We start from the raw sequence: 17,115 nt of genomic DNA on the forward strand, positions 1-17,115 counted from the left end.
GGGTAAACCCGCTCCCACAGGTAATCGCGCAGGCTTCAGGCTTATGCAGTACCTGTGGGGACAACTGTCTTGCACAACGCCTAAACGCCAGCGCGATCACTGTGGGAGCGGGCTTGCCCCGCGAACACCGGCAAAGCCGGTGCCATCCACCGCGCTAGATTCTTCGCGGGCACGCCCGCTCCCAGTTGCCCAGCTTTCGACCTCCTCCCGGCCGTACTGCTGAATCCACAACCGCACGGTTTTGTGCAGGGTGCTCTTTGCTTCAACTTCCTGCCCTGTGTGTGGGTTTATATAGTATTTGCTTTGCCGGGCTCTATAAAGTCGGGGCGGTGCGACAGGACGGCATTGCTGATAGACCTCGTCAATGTTGGTCGTGCATTCGCTCTCGATGATGGCCAGGACATGGGACAGATTGAATTGATATTCGGCAAGCAGCATGTGGAGTTTGCTTTCAAATTCGAAGTCACGGATGAGGTTGGGGTCGATTTTAATGAAGGAAAGTTCGGGCTTTGCCGTAAGCAGTCGTTCGAGGGCACGGAATTCGGCGAGGCGGGACATGGCTTATCTCCATCGGGCGATGAGATAAGTGTTAGTGGTTGTCGGGCGTAAATGCAAGCGGTGAAATAATTTGATGGATTTTTCTTGATAACCCATGGGGCTGTGTTGAGCGTGGGCTGTTTAGTTCTAAGTGCCCTGTGTAAGAATATTCCCACGCTGGAGGCTATTATAATATCATCAATTACCATGGGGTACTGTGCCTGTGAGCGCATCCTCGTTATTTGGACCGAAGAACGGCCCAATCAATTGATTGACCGGCTTCAAAACCGAGGGAGAGGTTTGGTTTTAACGCTGGGGTTTACCGCATTCGGCTCAGTGCCGGTTTTGCTTTCAATCAATGAGCCAACCCTGGTCCCCCTCGATCAGAGCCCCTCCGTGGCTGGTAGTGTCTCCCTCCCTCGCTGCGGGTTGGCCCTCGATAATCGTGCATGCAGCGCCGGTTTCGATGACTGCGCCACAACTGATGCGGTCGCCCACGCGTACGACGGCCCTGCCATCCACGAATGTTGCGCTTGCGCCGGTTTCCACAGTGCCTTCGCCATGGAGCGGGCAGCTATGGCGATGGCCTACCAGTACGATGGGTTTCATTTGCGCTTCCTTTTGCGGAGTTGAACGGGGGGTTCTTCGAAGGCTGCTGGGGGCGGTGGTGCTGCTCGGACGTTGAAAAGTTTGCAGATGAAGTACCAGCAGATGGCAACGGTGAGGTTGTAGGGGAACAGCACGGCCCAGAACGGCAGTTGCCAGTTCTTTTTGCCCTGCATTTCACCGGGCTCGCCGGTTCGCCAGGGGGCGTAGTGTTGCCAGGCTTCTGCCGGCGTCAGGCAGATGGCGTGCAGCGGTTTGTACCACCAGTTGGGTTCGCCGGGTGGGGGGAGCTTGTCCGGGCCGTGGGCCATGAAGTGTCGGAGGTATTCCCAGACTTCAGCGACGTGCTTTACGCCGGGTTCGGTGGGTTCGTTGCTGTCGATCCAGAGGCAGTCTTTTTGGTGGAGACTGCCATCCGCTCGGCGAGGGGCGAAGGCGAGGGCATAGCTGGTGCTGAAGGATGAGCCGCCGTATTCGGTGCGTTTGAATATGCCCCCTCCGGTATTGCTCCACTCGAAGACTAATACTTTGCTCAAGCGTTGGTAGTAGATTTTTTGGGTTGAGCGGTTGAGGCAAAAGTTTGATAGGTTTTTTATAAAATAGATACGATAAATTAGAAATGGAACGAAAGGAAATGGAGAGATTAAGAACAAAAGCATTAATGCAGCATTTTTATTGTAGAGGTCTAAGGTGATTGGGAGGATTTGAGGGTAAAATCCGATGAGTGATATGACTGTTATTGCGCAGTACAGTTTTCCCATGAATACGGAGTCTGTTACCCATGGGTTTCGCAGGCATAAGATATTTTCGGATGCGTTTGCCAGCTGTCCCCCAATTGCAGGTTTGTGTCCAGAGTCTGACGTTGAATTGAATATCCAGGTGGTTGCCATAATTAACGCTTCAGATGAAAGACTGATTGGGTCTCATTATCTTCGTCCAAACCTTGATTGGCGCTGTAAGATAAATGCAGTGAGACATGACTTTGGTTGGCCAGTGTGTTCTCGAAATGAAGAACCAAACCACCACCTACGATATGGCCGGTCGGGGCGGCTGGGAATACGTGCATTCCTTGGTCGTCATGTAGGGTGCTCAAACTTCCTGACCATTCGCTTACCCCAGGCACAAAGCCAGGCAGCAGCACGGTGAACTCAACGGTTGGTTGAGGTGTGGGTACTTCGTTATGGGTGATGGCAATCCAGTTGGGCGGAGACCAGTGATCGTTCCGATGCCATTTAGTGTCAACTTTAGTTATGCCGAGTGACAGGGCCTGTTCGGCCGTTAGTAGTTTTGGTCCGTAATGCTCGTTGTGCCAGGCTTTGATTTCAGTTTGTAGCGAGGCGAAGGCAGGAAGTTTATTTTCAAAATCCAAGGTGATGCCAGGGTGCGACTCTCCATCATTAATACGATTGCCGAAGACGGTGCGTGCTGCCCACAGCTCAATTGGGCTATGAAGGTGCTCATGTGCCTTTGCGTGTAGATAGAGGCCTCCTGCAACGATGGCTACGCCTACGAGGACAAGGGCAGCTGCGGCCCATCCGGCAAACGGCACAACCGATGTAGCACCCGCAACGGCAAGTCCGGCTTCAAGGACGACAGCAGAACCAATAGCCATAGTTAAGCCACCAGTCATCGTGTATCCGGCAGCTGCCAGATTGCCGTTCGCTCTCTGGCGCCTCATCTTGGCGAAGTCAGAAGACAGGCTAAATGCTATCGCTGGGTAACCTGCTAAACGCGCAAATAGATTGCTACTCAAGAACTTGACAATCCCGTTACCAAAGGCCATGCCTGGTGCGGTCGGACTCAATCTCAACATCACGGCCTTCTGCGTTGCTCGCACGCTGACCATCGTCGCCGCCGCTGCACCGATCACCCCAAAAATCGATGAAGCAAAGCCCAAGGTGTATTCCGGTGCATCGTTCTTCTGCAGGCTGTTATAGGCCGTCTTCAGCGATAAGATGTTGAACCACAGCATCCCCGCATTCAAACCACCCCCGCCGCCCGAGGTGAGCAACCCGAGAAAGTTGGGCTTCACTCGCGCAGTGGTGGTCAGTTCTATCGATATTGTCCGGCTACCCGAGATCCGCAGTTGTTTCATTTCCTCAACCTGCGCCATGCCGCTCTTCAAATACTTCTGTGCCTCCTGGCTGAATGGATTTTCCGTGATGGCCTGCTCGGTGATCCGGTAGCGTTCCGCCAACAGCCCCAACGCCTTCTCGGCATTCGCCTCCCGCGCCGCCAACAGTACCTGCTGACGCAGGCCATGACTGGCATCCCAGCGGGTTTGCCCGCGCAGGCGCTTGAGCACTACGGTATTGACCGCCTGGGCGGTAAGGTCGGTGATGTCGGCCATGGCCGGGAAGCGACCCACCAATCCTTCGATCACGTTGTCGCTGGCACCGAACAAAGAGCCGGTCGAATCCGCTTTGTCCTTGAACGGATTGAACGGCGCCAAGGCGGTGTAAAGCGGGCTGTCGTGCTGGTCCAACCATTGCTCCAGGCGTTTGAAGCGTCGGTCATGCTCTTCGGTGCCGGGTGTCGGCTGGCCCATCGGGTGAATCAGCAAAGCCAGCGAGATTTCCAGGCCGCGGGCGGAGGTGCGTTCGTCGCGGTCGTAACACGCCAGGGCGGCGGCCAGGCTGTGGGGGTTGTCGATATGTTGCGATTCGGCAGTGGCCAGCCAGGCGTCATGATCATTGCTGGCTTGCAACGCCAGGTTGCGCAGGGCTGCAATACGCCGTTCGACCTCGTCGCGTTCGGCAAGGAAACGCCGGTATTTGGCGATATCGATGCGCTTTGCCAGGCGCGCGCCGTTGGGGGAGTAATCCTCATGGGTGAGGGCCTGGAAATGTGACTCGGCCGCAGACAGCGCAGGGCCACGCCGCTCCGTGCCCAGCCTGAACGCGGCCAGTTCCGGTGAAGGCGCATCGGCCGGGTACATGCTTTCCAGCGTCTTGTTCAGCAGCATGCCCACCAGGTTGCGATGGTGAAAATCGCGGCTGTGCACGCTCAGTTGCTCGGCATCCAGGCGGTAGCACGCCGGCACGGGTTCCTGCTCGGGAGGTTGCGCGGGTTTTGTGTGTGCCAGTTGTTCGGCGGGCATCAGGTCGCGCATTTGATGCTGGTAGGCCGAGACCGACAGGCTCAGGTCCAGGGCCATGCCTTCGGCGTCGGCGAGTGCTATCACCACCGGTACCTTCGGTTGGGTCCAAGGGTAGTGACGCGCCACGGCGACCAAGTTGCCGATAGGCAAGGTTTCGGTGATCGGGTCGCTGCTCCAGGTCAGCGGCATGCGCCGTTCGGTTGGCTTGAAGTCTTCGACCCAGGTTTGCAGGGCACTGACCGGCAACACATGGGGCTGGGTGGATGGCGCCTGGCTGCTGGCGATCAGTTCGGCCATGTCCAGCTGGCGCATATGCCGTTTGCGCAGGGCTGATGAACCGGTGATGCGGGCGGTCACGGCGTTGGTCCACAGGTGGGGGCTGTAGCCGATCCACACTTGCCTGGCGGTATCGGGGCAGGTATCGGCCCACACCCAGCCCATGCTCCGGCTGGAGAGATAGCGATCACGCAGGTGGTAGTTTTCCAGCCCTTTGTAACTCAGTTCTTTGTAAAGACCCGCGCCAACGTACTCATGGATGACCAGCTGTTCGCCCTTCGGACCTTTCATGAACACGTAGACATAACCCGGGCGCAAAGCGCGCAGGGTGTAGGCAGAGTGTTGCAGCGGGGGGAAGCTTTGTTCCAAATTGAAACCCGCACTGGCATAGCGGCAGGCGGGTGTGTCGCCGGTGCGTGGCACGATGGCATAGCGCACCGGCAGGATGGGGATGCGTGCGCTGCAGGCAGGGCCGGAGGTGGCACTGCTGACACTGGCGTCATTCATGGGTGGGTTCCTTGCTTTCGATCAGTGCATGCAGCTCGCGGAGGCGGCCTTGGGGTGACTCCTCAAGGTTGGTGTAGATCTTCCCCGCGTGGTCATCGGTCATGAGCCACATGTGCCTGGCAACCAGCCTGATGAATTCCCCAGTGACTTCCTCATCGCCAAAGTTGAGGGCTTTCAGTTGCGGCAGCAGGCGTTCGATCCATTGCCGGATGTCGGCCAATGTGTGGGTGGCGTGTTGTGGCAGTGCTAACACCTCATGCGCCAACGTGAGCACGAAGTGCTCGTGCATGCCTGCTTGCAGCCGCTCAAGTTCAAGCTGGCGAAGGGGTAATGCAGGTTCCTGATAAGAGCGGGCAGTGGTCGGGCTGCGCTCAAGCTTTTTCCACGCGTGCACCGGCCCCCAGTTGATTCGCCAGGCCAGCGACGTCACAGGGCCAAGCCACGTAGCTGCATGGTCTTCATCCAGTGCATCCAGCCAGGCCGCAAGGTGGTCAGGTTTGAATTGGTAAGTGGCCAGCCCCTGGTCTGGAAGCGCGATCTGCACAAGGCTGGTGAAGTGGTCTGCCAACGGGGCAAGGCCGATCTCGGCATCCAGCGCGATGGCACCGCCAATGGGCATCCAGGTCGATATTGCATGGGCAAGCAGTTCGGGCGCTTCTGACACGTCTACCAGCAATGGTCCAAAGTCGTGACGGTCGTCCAGGGTGCTGCGCCTCCACAGCCAGGCGTGCTGGGTATTTCGGCTGATTTCATTGATGAGCTCGAGTACCGAAGGGGCATAGGCCGGGACCCGTTCGCCCTCTTGAGGTATTGGTCGGTAGGCCCAGTGCTCGAGCACGCGGGTCAACAGCAACATGAACCGAGCGTTATTTGCGAAGTGCTCGTCTGGCCGCGCATTTGAAATGGCTGTTTTCATTGGCCTGGCCCTCTGATGCAGCGGCAGTCGGGCAAAGTGCAGGTGCCATCGGGCCGGCGTCCGCACTGGCGCTCCAGGGGCTTCCCATTGACCGGCGCGCCGCTGATGGAAAAGAGGTTGCTTGCCCCATCTGCCGACTTGAGCATCTGGCCGGTGATGCGAATCGTCGGGCTGTCCAGTGTGATGCCGGTTTCATCGATTCGAATGGAGCCCCCAGGGCCTTGGATGACCACTGCTTCCGATGCTCGAAGTTCATAACGGCGAGTACGTCTGCGGATTTCCCCTCGGGCTTCAAGCTCGGCATGCCCTTCGACCTGCTGCTCAAGGTTGCCGCCAATGCGGGTGTGGTGATTGGCTGTGATCTGGTCGTGGCGGTGATTGCCGATGGTTTCCACACGATCCTTGGCGATCTTGATTGTGTGGTTTTGACCGATGTCGAGCGTGGCGTCATGCCCGATGGTGACGTGCTCATCGTTGCCAACCGTTTCATTACGGTCGTGGCCGATCAGGATTGATTCGTCGTTATTGACCTGTTCTTTGCGGTCATTGCCTACCTGCGTATTCTCATCGTGCCTGACCACATTGTTCTGGTCCTTCTGGGCATGAATGAACACTTCCTCCTGACCCAGTTCGTCCTCAAAGCGCAGCTCATTGAAGCCATCGCCCTTGTGGGTCTGGCTCTTGATGGTCATGCGGGTCTTGTGGCGGGGAAGGTCATACGGCGGCAGCTGGTTGCCGCAGTAGGTACGGCCGGTGATCATCGGCTGATCGGGGTCGCCATTGACGTAATGGATGATCACGTCCTGGCCGATGCGCGGGATGGCCATCGAGCCCCAGCTGCCGCCGGCCCAGCCCTGGGATACCCGAATCCAGCAGGAACTGAATTCGTTGTCCTGGCTTTCGCGGTCCCAGGGGAAGCTGACCTTGACCCGGCCCCATTCGTCGCAGTAGATCTCTTCACCGGGTGGCCCGACCACAGTGGCCATGTGCGGGCCGTCAACGCGTGGTTTGGGCAACGATGCCGGGCGCCACTCGGTTCTGCCCGGCACCAGTACCGCCTTTTGCTCGTATCGTGTGCTCTGGTCAGCCCCGGCAGCTTCTTCCTGCAGGCTGGTGAACTGGCTGCCTTCGTGGCTGACTGTGCTCACTCGCCAGTGCACATTCAGGTCTTCGCGCGGGTGGCCGGTCAGGGTGAAGCTCAGGCCCGGTTGCAGGCGTATATCGTCGCCTTGCACCTCGGCAATGCGCACGTCGTGGCGCAAGGCGGTGATGCGGTTTTCGGTGAACGGCTTGCCAACGGCATCGCGTTTGTAGCGGCCTGGGTAGTCGAAGCACTCATAGTCGGCGGACTGGTGCTTCAGATAGGGGCCTGAGGCCCTGTGTTCCTGGCGGTAGGCGGGGTGGGTGAAGGTGTAGTCGCGTTGAACCTGCCGTGCGGGACGCACCTGTTCGCTGTAGCGCAAGCGCCGCAGGCAGGGTTGGGGCTGGTCGCCGCCTCTGTTGGCGTGGTACAGCACTGTGTAGGGTTTGGTTGATTCATCGCCATCGACAAACCCTTCATCGATGATCTTTGCTTTAGCTGCGTTGCACTCGATGTGTCCCAATGTCAGCAGTCGGTCGGTGATGATCAGCTTGTGATGCTTTTCAGTGTGCTCGAACCGATAGACCAAACCTTCTTCAGCAGCGATGCGCGCAAAAAAGTCGAGATCGGTTTCGCCGGCCTGTACGCAGAATTCCCGCGGGTGATAGTTGAAGCCAGTTCCGAAGTGATACTGGGTGATGCCTTGTCGTTTCAGCATCATTTCGAGAATTTGCGGCGCGGTCTTGTGCTGGAAGATGCGCCAGTTCGAGCGCAGTCTGGCGCGGGCCAGTTGCGGCTCGACCAATGCGTGATAGTAAGTGCGGTGGAAGCCGCTCTCGCCCTGGCTGAAACTGCTGACCAAGCCGTGCACGTAGCGGACGGGGCGTTCACCATCGCAGATGGTGAACAGCACGGGCTTGTCGAGCAGGTGGCCGAAGTCGACATCGTGTTCGAAGCTGATGAGTTTCAGGGTCAACTTGAACGGTTGGCTGAGTTCCTCCTTGAGCTCGAACGACACCACTTCGAATTCAGTTTTTCCGACCACGGGCTGGAAGCTGTATCGCAAATCAGATTGGGTAGGCATAAGCAGTCCTTGTCCGCCGTCTGAAGTATCAGAAGTCCGGGCAGGCAAGCCTGCCCGGCTCCGCAGCTAGATCACACAGCTGTTTCTTTGGGCTTGCGCCAGTCGTCTGCACCTGCGGTACTTGCCGTAATGTGCTCCCACTCAATGCCGCGGTAGGCCATCGAGACTTTGAAGAACTGGGTGAAGTCGCTGTTGTCCTTGTCCTGCACGTGTGGCATTTCGAGGTCGATATCGATGATCACAGCGTCGATCAGCTTGGTCGTAAAAAAGCGTTCCTGGGTGCCTTCAACCGAGGTCCGATACCAGCTGAGCTCGACATTGGGCAGCATTTCTCCGCTGGACAGCGCGCTGTAAAGCAGCGGTACCGCCTTGTTCAGGGCACAGGTGAAAATCAACGGCCCGTGTACCCGTTGGCCGGCCGGCTGCCCGCTTTGCGGATCTGTGGGCACGGTGATGCGGTGATTGACTTCCTGCACCAGGATCTGGTCTTCGTGACCTTCTACGTAGATGTTGCCGACTGAGTCGGCGGTGAAGGCGCCTTTGGTGATGTTGCCTTGGGTCTTGCCTTCGATGGCGATGTAAGCGGGTGTTGGCATGGCAGTTTCTCCTGCGTCCATGTGGATTGACACGCGCACAACAGTGGCGTGGCCATCGGAAACGATGGGCTTTTCAACAAGGCCGAAGCCTCATCAATTCGTTGATTTCTGTTGGCCTGGATAACCGCGGCTTACTGCTGCAAGATGCCGTTGAGCGACTCCAGTACCTCGGTGGTAATCAGGTGCAGGCGATAGCTGTAGATGCCGTAAGCGACCGCCATGGCGATGGCCGAGATCACCAAAGGACTCCACCAGGGCCACTGCCGGTTCATGCGGAAATTGCGTGGGGCCACGTTGGTGTAGGGGTCGCAGACTTCTTCTGGCGTGGGGCCGCGCAGTTCGCGGATGATTTCGTGCAGTTGGTGAATCAGTGCGTTGAGTGTTTCTTCGCCTTTTGGCGCGAGCGCATACTTGCCTTTCAGCCCAAGGCACAGGGCGTAGTACATGAACTCCAGTACGTCCTGATAACGCGTGGGCTCCTGCATCAGGCGGGTAATCACGGTGAAGATTTTTTCCCCGCCCCAGGTTTCGTCGTGGAAGATGCTCAGCAGTGGCTCCTGGCTCCAGCAACTGCTCTTGCCCCAGGATCGTTCCATGACGGCCTCGTCTATGAACAGGCACAGGCCGTAGGAATACGCCAGCAACTGAGCGGGCTCGTAACCGTGCTGGCGCATTTCTTCCTGAATGTTGTCGATCTGGTTACGTACTTGCTGGTGCACATCCTTGATGTTTGGCAGTTCGTCCAGCGTGCGCAGGCGTATGACCAAGCCGAACAACGGTGACGCGGCATCCAGCATCAGGTTGGCGAAGCCGCCACGCAGCTGAAATTCCGGGTCGGCGGGGTAGCCTTCCGAGGCGGGCTCTGGTTCAGGGGTTGCCGTGGATGCTTGCGCATTGGTTGCAGTGGCCTGGGCGCTGGATGCCGGCTTTTTAAGGGTTGGATCAAGCGGGCTGACTTCAGCGTTTTTGTCATCGATGGGCGTTTTATTGTCTTCTCCCATTTCACTCACTCCTGATTGCCCAGAACTGCAGTTCAAGCCCTGGGAAATCGCCCGCAATATGGATGCCGAAGCCATTCGCCTTGGCCATGCATGCCCAGGCGGGATCGCGCCGGTCCAGCTCGAAGTAACTGAAGCCCGCATGGAAGGGCAGGTCGCGTGGCGCCACCGGTAATGGCAACAGAGGGATACCCGGCAGTTGCAGCGGCACCAGGTTGCTCAGTGACTCAAGCGAGGTGATCTTGGCTTTCTGGATGAACATCTGGCGCAACGTTTGCGGTGGCAGGTCGGCGCGCACGGCGAGGATGAAGTCGGCTTCGTCGATCAGCCGACGGTCTTGTAGCGTGGTCGTCATCACGCCGAATTGTTCGCTTTCCAGCGGCAGTGAAACAGCGCGTGGCTGCAACACGGTGCTCAGGGACCGGCGCAGGGTGTCTTCCAGGGGCTTGAACGAGGCGCGCAGCGCAGTGTGGTGGTACGCGGGGTACTCTTGCGGCAGCCTGTTCTGGTCGGTGAAGGTGACGAATTCGCCACAGGCTTGGCTCATGCACAGGTACAGCTGCTCGGGGTGCGTTTGCGCTTGCCTGGCCAGATGCTGGAAACACGGCCACCAACGGTTCATTGCCTGCAGCAGGTTGAAGTCGCGGATGTCGGCGATACCGGACTGGCCCGAAGCGCCTATACGCGTGGCAAGGCCGCGCGCCCGCTCGCGCAACGTGTTGGTGATTTCGTCAAGGAACCGTTGCAGTGCCGGCACCGCCCGCACCGACACGCTGGTGGGGTAGAACGCTTCGTCCAGTTGCACGCTGCCGTCGGGGCGTCGTCCCAGAATACGTGCCAGGGCGAGGCGGGTGTAGGCGCTGCTGTCTTCGGTGGTGCGTCTGAGCTGCAGGTTGGGCACGGCAAGGTCTACCTGTACCAAGTCACCGTCAGCGGTGTGGGTATCCTTGATTTCCTGTGCCTGGGCGGTGTAGCGGAAGTTGGCGGCATTGTCGGGCCAGCTCACTTCGCGGCCGCCATTGGTGCGCAGCGGCAGGCACAGATACACCTCGCTGTCTTTACAGGCGTCGTCGTCGATTTCCAGTGGCGGCGGTGGAGGCAGGTCGGCGGGAATATCGAACACCGTCCCGTCCGGCATGACGCCCCGCGCCCGGGTGATGGCGATCTTGCCCAGGCTCAGGTATTCGTCGTTCAGCTGAAGTTCGCTGAAGCCGTAGAAGGCTGCATTGAGGCTGGCGAGGCGCTGGTGCAGGGCTGCTTCGCTGGCCCTGGCCGCCTGCTGGAAATGTTGTGGTTTGACGAACAGGCCTTCGGGCCAGAGGACGGGGTTACGTGAACTCATGGGCGCTCCGTGTCAGCGTGCGTAAGCAGTAAGGGCAAAGGGTGTCGAGGCGCCATCAGTCTTCTTCCTTGAGCAGGATGTGCGTGTCGTTGACCAGCACCGACAGCATGATCTGGCGGCCGCGCGGCGGAATGCGCAGCACTTGCCGCCAGGTGGCGTTTTCATGGCCTCGGTAGTCGCCAATCACCGCGACGAAGCGCGTTTCGGCGTGGATGGGCTCGAACGGGATGTACTTGAACTGGCCAGGGCGCAGCAGGTAGTCGTCACCACGGATGTAGGTACTGCGCAGTGCCTTGGCCGGGTCCTGGTCCAGCAGCTGGTACACCGTGTTGCGCAGCAGTGAGTCGTCGCGCAGTTGCAGGATCTTGATGGCGATAGGCGTGGCCACAGGCTCTGAGGTAACGGCCGTGGTGCGCGGCAAGGTCAGCACCACGGCAGGGTCGTCGTAGCTGCCAGGTGCGCCTTCTTCCAGGGGCGAGCGTGCCGGGTCGCTTTCGTCTTCGTCGTGCATTTCGACCGGGGACATCGCAGGAAATTGCACCTGCAGGTATTCGAACAGGGTCCCGATTTTTTCGGTCAGCGCATAGGGGTCCCCGGCACTCAGGGTCACTGCGTAGGGGCTGGGTTCCAGGGCCGGCTCCTGTTCGTCCGCTACGTCAAGGCTATTCGGATTGCCGTTGAGGGTAGGGCTGGCATTGATGCTGAACGCGACCTGGGTCGCATGATCCTTGGGCGGCCCGATGGGCAACGAAGGGTCCATGACGACCTGGCTCGCTCTGCTCAAAGAGGTGCAGCCGGTGAGCCCGACCAACGCAAGCAGCAGCGGCGCGATCAGTAGTGGATGACGCGTCATGGGTGTTCTCCTGCAATCAGGCGCTGCAGTGGGCATTCTCCGAATGCCTCGGCATCAGCCGCTGCGTCCAGCGCTGCCAGAGGGTCATTGCCCACGGCTGCCTTGAAGACCGAGCAGATCTCGACCGCTGGTTGAGGGGCAGAAGGATTTTTTGGCCAAGGGGTGGCAGGCTCTTCGGCTATCAGGCGGTCGAGCACCCTTTGGTCCGGGTTGAACAGGTCCTCCAGCGAGCGTGTGCAGGCTTGATCCTGGGCGTACTGAACCTGTAGCCGGTAAGCACCAATGCGAAGCTGGTCACCTTCAACAAGACGCCTGGGTGCAAGCGTTTCCAGGCTGGTGGAGCTGTCATTAAGGTAGGTGCGGTGGCAGTGGTCGATCACGCAGAAGCTGCCTTCGAGCCAGCGTATTTCGCAGTGCAGGGGCGCAACGGTCTGAGCACGGTCATTGATCCGCCAGCTTGCCCGTTCGCTGCCGATGGTGCCGCCCTTGCAATCGAACCGGTGCCGGGCAGTAACGTCGTGCTGCAGTTGGTCGAGGTTGGTGATGCTCAAGGTCACTGAATTCATGAACGTCCCCGGAAGCGTACAATCGGGCTGATCTGGCCATGCCGATCATCGACGAAGCTGGTCCAGCCCAGGTAAGCGCCCTGGCTGCGGTGCAAGCAGAAGGGTGACAACGCGTTCTGTTTCAAACGCAGCTCCAGGTCGTAGGCCAGACCGTCACGCAGCAGGAAGTCAATCAGTGCGCGCAAACGGCCGAAGTTGATGCCGCTGGGCAACAAGTCCCGCAGCTGGGCCTGGTCGAGCTCGCTGATCACGATGGTGAACTTGCTGCTGCGGGTGCGCGTGCGGCTGCCGACCATGAACGTGCTGCCCAACTGCCCGTTGGCACGCCCCAGGCTTACAAGCTGCCTGGATGTGGTGGTGACTGAGCGCGTCTCGAACTCGCGGATTTGCACATGCTTGAGGTCGAAGCAGTGCGCAATGATGCCGGCCACAGTGCCCGGCGCACGGCTGCGGCTGGCGATCACCCCGGCAAAACTGAGCAGGCGGCTCCAGGGCAGCGCCGTGTCCCCTCGTAACTGCGCGTCGTTAAGCCCCAGCAGGGCAAACACATACTGCGAAAACCCGTCACTGGCACCCGGCTGGAAACGGATGTAGTAGCGGTACTTGCGCCATATACGGTGCAACAGGCTGAGCAGGTAGTGGTTGAAAAAGTCGAAGAAGGCCGGGCGTACACCGATGCCCTGCGCATGTTCATAGGCCACCTGTTCCAGGTAGTAGGTGGGCAGTGGCGAATCGGTGCCATGCAAGCCCAGAAACGTGGCAACGACGCGGTAGCGTTCTTGCTCAGCGGGCATCCTCTGGGCTTTGTACACGTCCGACACCGGGAAGCTCAGCCGTGGGTCGCAGGCCAGGCGCACCCGCCGCCGGGTGACTTCGTCTGGCCAACGGGGTTCGAGGTCATCGCCATGCAGCCCGTGTAGCCGCTCCAGCAACTGGAAGAAGTTGTACTGATGCGCCTCCGAGAGCAGCTTGTCGGCTAGATCAGCGGTTGCTTGCCGGTCTGTATTGGCCATGTGTAGTGCTCGTTATTGGTGGTGTTGATCACTTCCAGCTGATGGAAGGAGTTGATGCTGGCGTACAGGGCGAAGAAGTGGGCCAGCACGCAGCTGAACAGGTACAAGTCGCCTTCGCAGAGGAAGGCGGTCTGGTCCAGTTTCAGGCGGGTGTGCAGGCCGCGAATGGGCTGCCCCTTGATCAGCCAATCCATGGGCTGTGTATGAATGTCGCGCATGCCGGCCAGGCGTTTACGGGTGGTGCGGGCCTGCTGGATGTCGTGCAGGGCCATGAAGTCGTAGGCGCGGATCACGGCTTTCAACGGCTCTACCGAGAGCAGGGACAGGTAGTTGAGCGACATGTTGGAGATCAATGCCCACTGCAACTGGCCGTCCAGCACCGGCCGACAGGGGCGGGTGGGCTTACAGAGATTGGTGTAGGTGGCCAGCGGGGGCGTCAGTTCGGTCAGGACGTTGATGTCATCGATGCCCAGCGCCAGCGGCAGGTCCCGATTGGTGCAGGTCAGGTCGATGGACGCGGTTTCCAGTTCGCCTATGTAGCTGTTGGCATCGGCGCGGACGAAGGCGATTCGATGCGTGACGCCATCGCCGCGCAGAGACTCTTCCAGCTGGCAGCGGTAGTACAGCGCTGTGCGCCCCTGAACCTGCTCGATTTCATGGGCGAACGACTCGAAGGGGCGGAAGGTTCGCAGCTGCTCACCGGTGTTCCCGTCAGTCGTCGTTCGGGTGCTGATGACCTGGTCGACACTGAAGATTTCGTAGCCGTGCGGCTCTGTGCCCTTGGGCTTCAGTGGAACAAGGGCCTCCTGGCCGGACAGGTCGATGGGCTCGGCGCTGTGCTGGAACAGGTTGACCGCAGGTGCGCAGAACAGGTTGAAATCTGCTCTGCCGACACGCAGCGTGTCGGGTAGCTGGCGGGTGAAGTGAAATTCGAGGCTTACCTGCTGGCTGTAGTGAGCTGGCCAGATTTTTTCCAGCCCGGTCACGCTGAAAAAATGGAAACGTTGGGGGAAGGCGAAGTATTCCTGCAGGATTCGGTAGCCATCAAAGACGTTCTGCGGGTAAGGCAGCAAGGCGTCGTCGGGGCTGAACCCCGGGAATGCGATGCTGTTTGCCGGCAGCCGGCGAACCTCGCCATTGATGGTCACGCTGACATGCTTGAGGTATTGAGAAACCCACAGGTAAAGCGTGCGCGCGCTGAGGGTATCGCCACTGAGGTAAAAGTCGAGGCTGGTACAGCCCAGGCTGTTCAACGGCCGCTCGACCAGTGTTTGAAGGCCGATGCAGACCACGGAACTGTCGAGTGTCTGGGTGGCGCCCACCGTGTCGATCTCGAACGGATGAATGTTGACCGCTGTGCAGGTGCGAAACTCGCAGGCCACACCGTCCACCCGTTTCGAGAACAGCCGCGACCCTCTTGGGATGCGCTGTGACTGGCTGAGGGATTGCCTGACCGGGCTGAACTGGATGATTGTCGCGCTGGGCAGGGGCCGCAAATAGTTCGGCCACAACAGCTGCAGCATGGGATGGGTCAGCTCTGGCAAGTCGTCTTCCAGCTTCAGCCGTAGCTTGGCGGTGAGGAACGCAAAGGCTTCCATCAGGCGTTCGACATCGGGGTCGCTGGCACCTTTGCCAAGCAACCGGGCAAGTTGTGGGTTGTCTTTGGCGAAGTCGTTGCCGAGTTCGTGCAGGTAACGCAGTTCTTCGCTGAAACTGTCTTTCAGTGACATCGGTCACCTCACTCGGGTGTAGCGGTTGTGCCCGTTGACCATCAGCTCGAGCTGCAGGTGCTCTGCGTGGTTGTTGACCTGGACCAGGCAATCCAGCCTGAAATGCAGCTCTAGCGGCGTATGAGCATCGGGCACTGCTTTGAGCGTGCGTATCTGTATGCGTGGCTCGAAGCGCTGTAGGGTGCGGCGGATATCCGCGCTCACCTGTACAAGCAGGTCGCCGTTGTTCACGTCATGCCCGTTGAAGTCGCGCAGGCCCAGCTCAGGGCTGCTCTGGGAGCACCCCAGGCGGGCATTCAGCAGCGTTTCGAGGTGGCACTTGATGGCGGCGAACTTGTGGGAAGCGCTCTCCCGTCGGGAAGGCTCCCGGCTGGTATCCTGATCCCGCATCAAACGATCAAAAAGACCACTCATTGCGTATCGAGCCGCCCGACCAGGGAGATTTCGAAATTCGCGCCCATGTACTTGAAGTGCGGGCGCACGGCGAGCGAAACCTGGTACCAGCCTGGGTCACCGGCAACATCCGAGACCTCGATTCTGGCGGCTCGAAGTGGCCGGCGGCTGCGAACGTCGGCAGATGGATTCTCCTGGTCGGCGACGTACTGCTTGATCCATTTGTTCAACTCGGACTCAAGGTCACGGCGCTCCTTCCAGCTACCGATCTGCTCGCGCTGTAACACCTTGATGTAGTGAGCCAGCCGGTTGACGATGAACAGGTAGGGCAACTGGGTACCCAGCTTGTAGTTGGTCTGAGCCTCCAGACCCTCGGGGGTTTTCGGGAAGTTCTTGGGCTTTTGCACCGAGTTGGCCGAGAAAAACGCCGCGTTGTCGCTGTCTTTGCGCATGGTCAGGGCGATGAAGCCCTCTTCGGCCAGTTCGAATTCCTTGCGGTCGGATATCAGCACCTCGGTAGGAATCTTGGCCTGCAACTGGCCGAGGGATTCGTACAGGTGAACCGGTAAGTCGTCGACGGCGCCGCCCGATTGTGGGCCGATGATGTTCGGGCACCAGCGGTAGCGGGCGAAGCTGTCATTGATGCAGCTGGCCAACAGAAACGCAGAATTGCCCCACAGGTAGTTGTCGTGCTGCCCGGCGATATCTTCGTCGTAGTTGAAGCTCTGGATCGGTTGTTCCTGCGGGTGGTAAGCGGAACGAAGCATGAAGCGAGGCCCGGCCAAGGCGACGTGGCGGGCGTCTTCGCTTTCACGAAATGCACGCCACTTGGCATGCCGTGGGCCGGCGAAGAGGTCTTTTATTTCCTTGAGGTTGGGCAGCTCCTCGAAACTGCTCAAGTTGAAGAACTCGGGGGCAGGTGCGGCAAGAAATGGAGCATGGGACATGGCGCCAACGGAGGCCATGTAACTCAGCAGCTTGATATCAGGGGAAGAGGGGCCGAAGTTGTAGTTGCCAACTATGGCCGCAACCGGCTCCCCCCCGAATTGGCCGTAACCTGCGGTGTAAACATGTTTGTAGATACCGCTGCAGGTAATGTCCGCAGCATTTTCGAAGTCGTCCAGCAGGTCCTCTTTACTGGCATGCAAGATTTCGAGCTTGATGTTTTCCCTGAAGTCCGTGCGGTCGACCAGAAGTTTCAGGCTGCGCCATGATGATTCGAGCTGCTGGAACTCAGGCTGATGCAGAATGGCATCCATCTGTTTGCCGAGTACCCGGTCGATTTCGGCAATCATCTGGTCGGCCCGGTGCTTGTTGATCAGTTGATCCGGGTCATTGCTTTTGAGGATTTCGGCAATGAACGCAGATACGCCCTGCCTGGCAACCTGGTAGCCCTCTTGAGCAGGTACCAATTTGGTTTCTGCCATGATCTGGTCCAGCAAGGAGGTACTGCCCAACGTGTCGGTCGTTGCGTCAGTGGTGATGGTGGTGTTGCTTGGCTTAGGCATGGGGACGCT

Annotated in this window: 15 protein-coding genes; all 15 read right to left on the bottom strand. The window is 59.0% G+C overall.

Translation table 11 applies throughout. The annotated features are described in order from the left end of the window. Positions 1 to 96: 96 nt before the first annotated feature. The gene (locus AC07XM_RS02315) at positions 97 to 558 is read right to left on the bottom strand and encodes a histone-like nucleoid-structuring protein, MvaT/MvaU family (RefSeq protein ID WP_256596970.1); all 462 of its coding nucleotides are present in this window, start codon (positions 556 to 558) and stop codon (positions 97 to 99) included. Between the two features lie 330 nt (positions 559 to 888). Next, complete coding sequence (locus AC07XM_RS02320) at positions 889 to 1,146, bottom strand: PAAR domain-containing protein (protein ID WP_102689910.1); 258 nt, start codon at positions 1,144 to 1,146, stop codon at positions 889 to 891. Further along, a complete protein-coding gene (locus AC07XM_RS02325; protein ID WP_096425922.1) occupies positions 1,143 to 2,033 on the bottom strand; it encodes a hypothetical protein in 891 nt (296 codons plus the stop codon). The genes AC07XM_RS02320 and AC07XM_RS02325 overlap by 4 nt, the downstream gene beginning before the upstream one ends. A 2-nt stretch (positions 2,034 to 2,035) precedes the next feature. Further along, positions 2,036 to 5,026, bottom strand: a complete 2,991-nt coding sequence (locus tag AC07XM_RS02330; protein ID WP_495044080.1) for a T6SS effector BTH_I2691 family protein — start codon at positions 5,024 to 5,026, stop codon at positions 2,036 to 2,038. Further along, positions 5,019 to 5,882 (bottom strand): DUF4123 domain-containing protein, encoded by an 864-nt coding sequence (locus tag AC07XM_RS02335; protein WP_256596959.1) that lies wholly within the window; start codon positions 5,880 to 5,882, stop codon positions 5,019 to 5,021. Before AC07XM_RS02335 ends, AC07XM_RS02330 begins: the two co-directional genes overlap by 8 nt. Before the next feature lie 56 nt (positions 5,883 to 5,938). Continuing rightward, a complete protein-coding gene (locus AC07XM_RS02340) occupies positions 5,939 to 8,107 on the bottom strand; it encodes a type VI secretion system Vgr family protein (protein WP_102689610.1) in 2,169 nt (722 codons plus the stop codon). A gap of 71 nt (positions 8,108 to 8,178) precedes the next feature. Then, on the bottom strand, positions 8,179 to 8,703 hold the full coding sequence (locus AC07XM_RS02345) for an Hcp family type VI secretion system effector (protein ID WP_023048048.1): 525 nt from the start codon (positions 8,701 to 8,703) through the stop codon (positions 8,179 to 8,181). A gap of 131 nt (positions 8,704 to 8,834) precedes the next feature. Beyond that, positions 8,835 to 9,704 (bottom strand): type IVB secretion system protein IcmH/DotU, encoded by an 870-nt coding sequence (icmH, locus tag AC07XM_RS02350; protein ID WP_096425928.1) that lies wholly within the window; start codon positions 9,702 to 9,704, stop codon positions 8,835 to 8,837. Position 9,705: 1 nt separating this feature from the next. Then, entirely contained in the window at positions 9,706 to 11,043 is a 1,338-nt protein-coding gene (gene tssK / locus AC07XM_RS02355) for a type VI secretion system baseplate subunit TssK (protein ID WP_096425929.1), read from the bottom strand. Between the two features lie 55 nt (positions 11,044 to 11,098). Beyond that, entirely contained in the window at positions 11,099 to 11,896 is a 798-nt protein-coding gene (gene tssJ, locus AC07XM_RS02360) for a type VI secretion system lipoprotein TssJ (RefSeq protein WP_023048046.1), read from the bottom strand. Continuing rightward, on the bottom strand, positions 11,893 to 12,462 hold the full coding sequence (locus AC07XM_RS02365; protein ID WP_096425930.1) for an FHA domain-containing protein: 570 nt from the start codon (positions 12,460 to 12,462) through the stop codon (positions 11,893 to 11,895). The genes tssJ and AC07XM_RS02365 overlap by 4 nt, the downstream gene beginning before the upstream one ends. After that, positions 12,459 to 13,475 (bottom strand): type VI secretion system baseplate subunit TssG, encoded by a 1,017-nt coding sequence (gene tssG / locus AC07XM_RS02370; RefSeq protein WP_102689611.1) that lies wholly within the window; start codon positions 13,473 to 13,475, stop codon positions 12,459 to 12,461. The genes AC07XM_RS02365 and tssG overlap by 4 nt, the downstream gene beginning before the upstream one ends. After that, positions 13,439 to 15,205 (bottom strand): type VI secretion system baseplate subunit TssF, encoded by a 1,767-nt coding sequence (tssF, locus tag AC07XM_RS02375; RefSeq protein ID WP_023048043.1) that lies wholly within the window; start codon positions 15,203 to 15,205, stop codon positions 13,439 to 13,441. The genes tssG and tssF overlap by 37 nt, the downstream gene beginning before the upstream one ends. 3 nt (positions 15,206 to 15,208) lie before the next feature. Continuing rightward, the gene (gene tssE, locus AC07XM_RS02380) at positions 15,209 to 15,619 is read right to left on the bottom strand and encodes a type VI secretion system baseplate subunit TssE (RefSeq protein ID WP_031312002.1); all 411 of its coding nucleotides are present in this window, start codon (positions 15,617 to 15,619) and stop codon (positions 15,209 to 15,211) included. After that, entirely contained in the window at positions 15,616 to 17,106 is a 1,491-nt protein-coding gene (tssC, locus tag AC07XM_RS02385; RefSeq protein ID WP_102689612.1) for a type VI secretion system contractile sheath large subunit, read from the bottom strand. The genes tssE and tssC overlap by 4 nt, the downstream gene beginning before the upstream one ends. Positions 17,107 to 17,115 lie beyond the last annotated feature (9 nt).

This window comes from Pseudomonas sp. GW460-LB5 (assembly GCF_059423245.1).

What these genes read in the sequence shown, in the direction of transcription:
- tssK (WP_096425929.1), bottom strand. Translation starts at nt 11,043, where the DNA reads ATGAGTTCACGTAACCCCGTCCTCTGGCCCGAAGGCCTGTTCGTCAAA.
- tssJ (WP_023048046.1), bottom strand. Translation starts at nt 11,896, where the DNA reads ATGACGCGTCATCCACTACTGATCGCGCCGCTGCTGCTTGCGTTGGTC.
- tssG (WP_102689611.1), bottom strand. Translation starts at nt 13,475, where the DNA reads ATGGCCAATACAGACCGGCAAGCAACCGCTGATCTAGCCGACAAGCTG.
- icmH (WP_096425928.1), bottom strand. Translation starts at nt 9,704, where the DNA reads ATGGGAGAAGACAATAAAACGCCCATCGATGACAAAAACGCTGAAGTC.
- tssC (WP_102689612.1), bottom strand. Translation starts at nt 17,106, where the DNA reads ATGCCTAAGCCAAGCAACACCACCATCACCACTGACGCAACGACCGAC.
- AC07XM_RS02325 (WP_096425922.1), bottom strand. Translation starts at nt 2,033, where the DNA reads ATGGCAACCACCTGGATATTCAATTCAACGTCAGACTCTGGACACAAA.
- AC07XM_RS02365 (WP_096425930.1), bottom strand. Translation starts at nt 12,462, where the DNA reads ATGAATTCAGTGACCTTGAGCATCACCAACCTCGACCAACTGCAGCAC.
- AC07XM_RS02330 (WP_495044080.1), bottom strand. Translation starts at nt 5,026, where the DNA reads ATGAATGACGCCAGTGTCAGCAGTGCCACCTCCGGCCCTGCCTGCAGC.
- AC07XM_RS02320 (WP_102689910.1), bottom strand. Translation starts at nt 1,146, where the DNA reads ATGAAACCCATCGTACTGGTAGGCCATCGCCATAGCTGCCCGCTCCAT.
- AC07XM_RS02315 (WP_256596970.1), bottom strand. Translation starts at nt 558, where the DNA reads ATGTCCCGCCTCGCCGAATTCCGTGCCCTCGAACGACTGCTTACGGCA.
- tssF (WP_023048043.1), bottom strand. Translation starts at nt 15,205, where the DNA reads ATGTCACTGAAAGACAGTTTCAGCGAAGAACTGCGTTACCTGCACGAA.
- AC07XM_RS02335 (WP_256596959.1), bottom strand. Translation starts at nt 5,882, where the DNA reads ATGTTGCTGTTGACCCGCGTGCTCGAGCACTGGGCCTACCGACCAATA.
- tssE (WP_031312002.1), bottom strand. Translation starts at nt 15,619, where the DNA reads ATGAGTGGTCTTTTTGATCGTTTGATGCGGGATCAGGATACCAGCCGG.
- AC07XM_RS02340 (WP_102689610.1), bottom strand. Translation starts at nt 8,107, where the DNA reads ATGCCTACCCAATCTGATTTGCGATACAGCTTCCAGCCCGTGGTCGGA.
- AC07XM_RS02345 (WP_023048048.1), bottom strand. Translation starts at nt 8,703, where the DNA reads ATGCCAACACCCGCTTACATCGCCATCGAAGGCAAGACCCAAGGCAAC.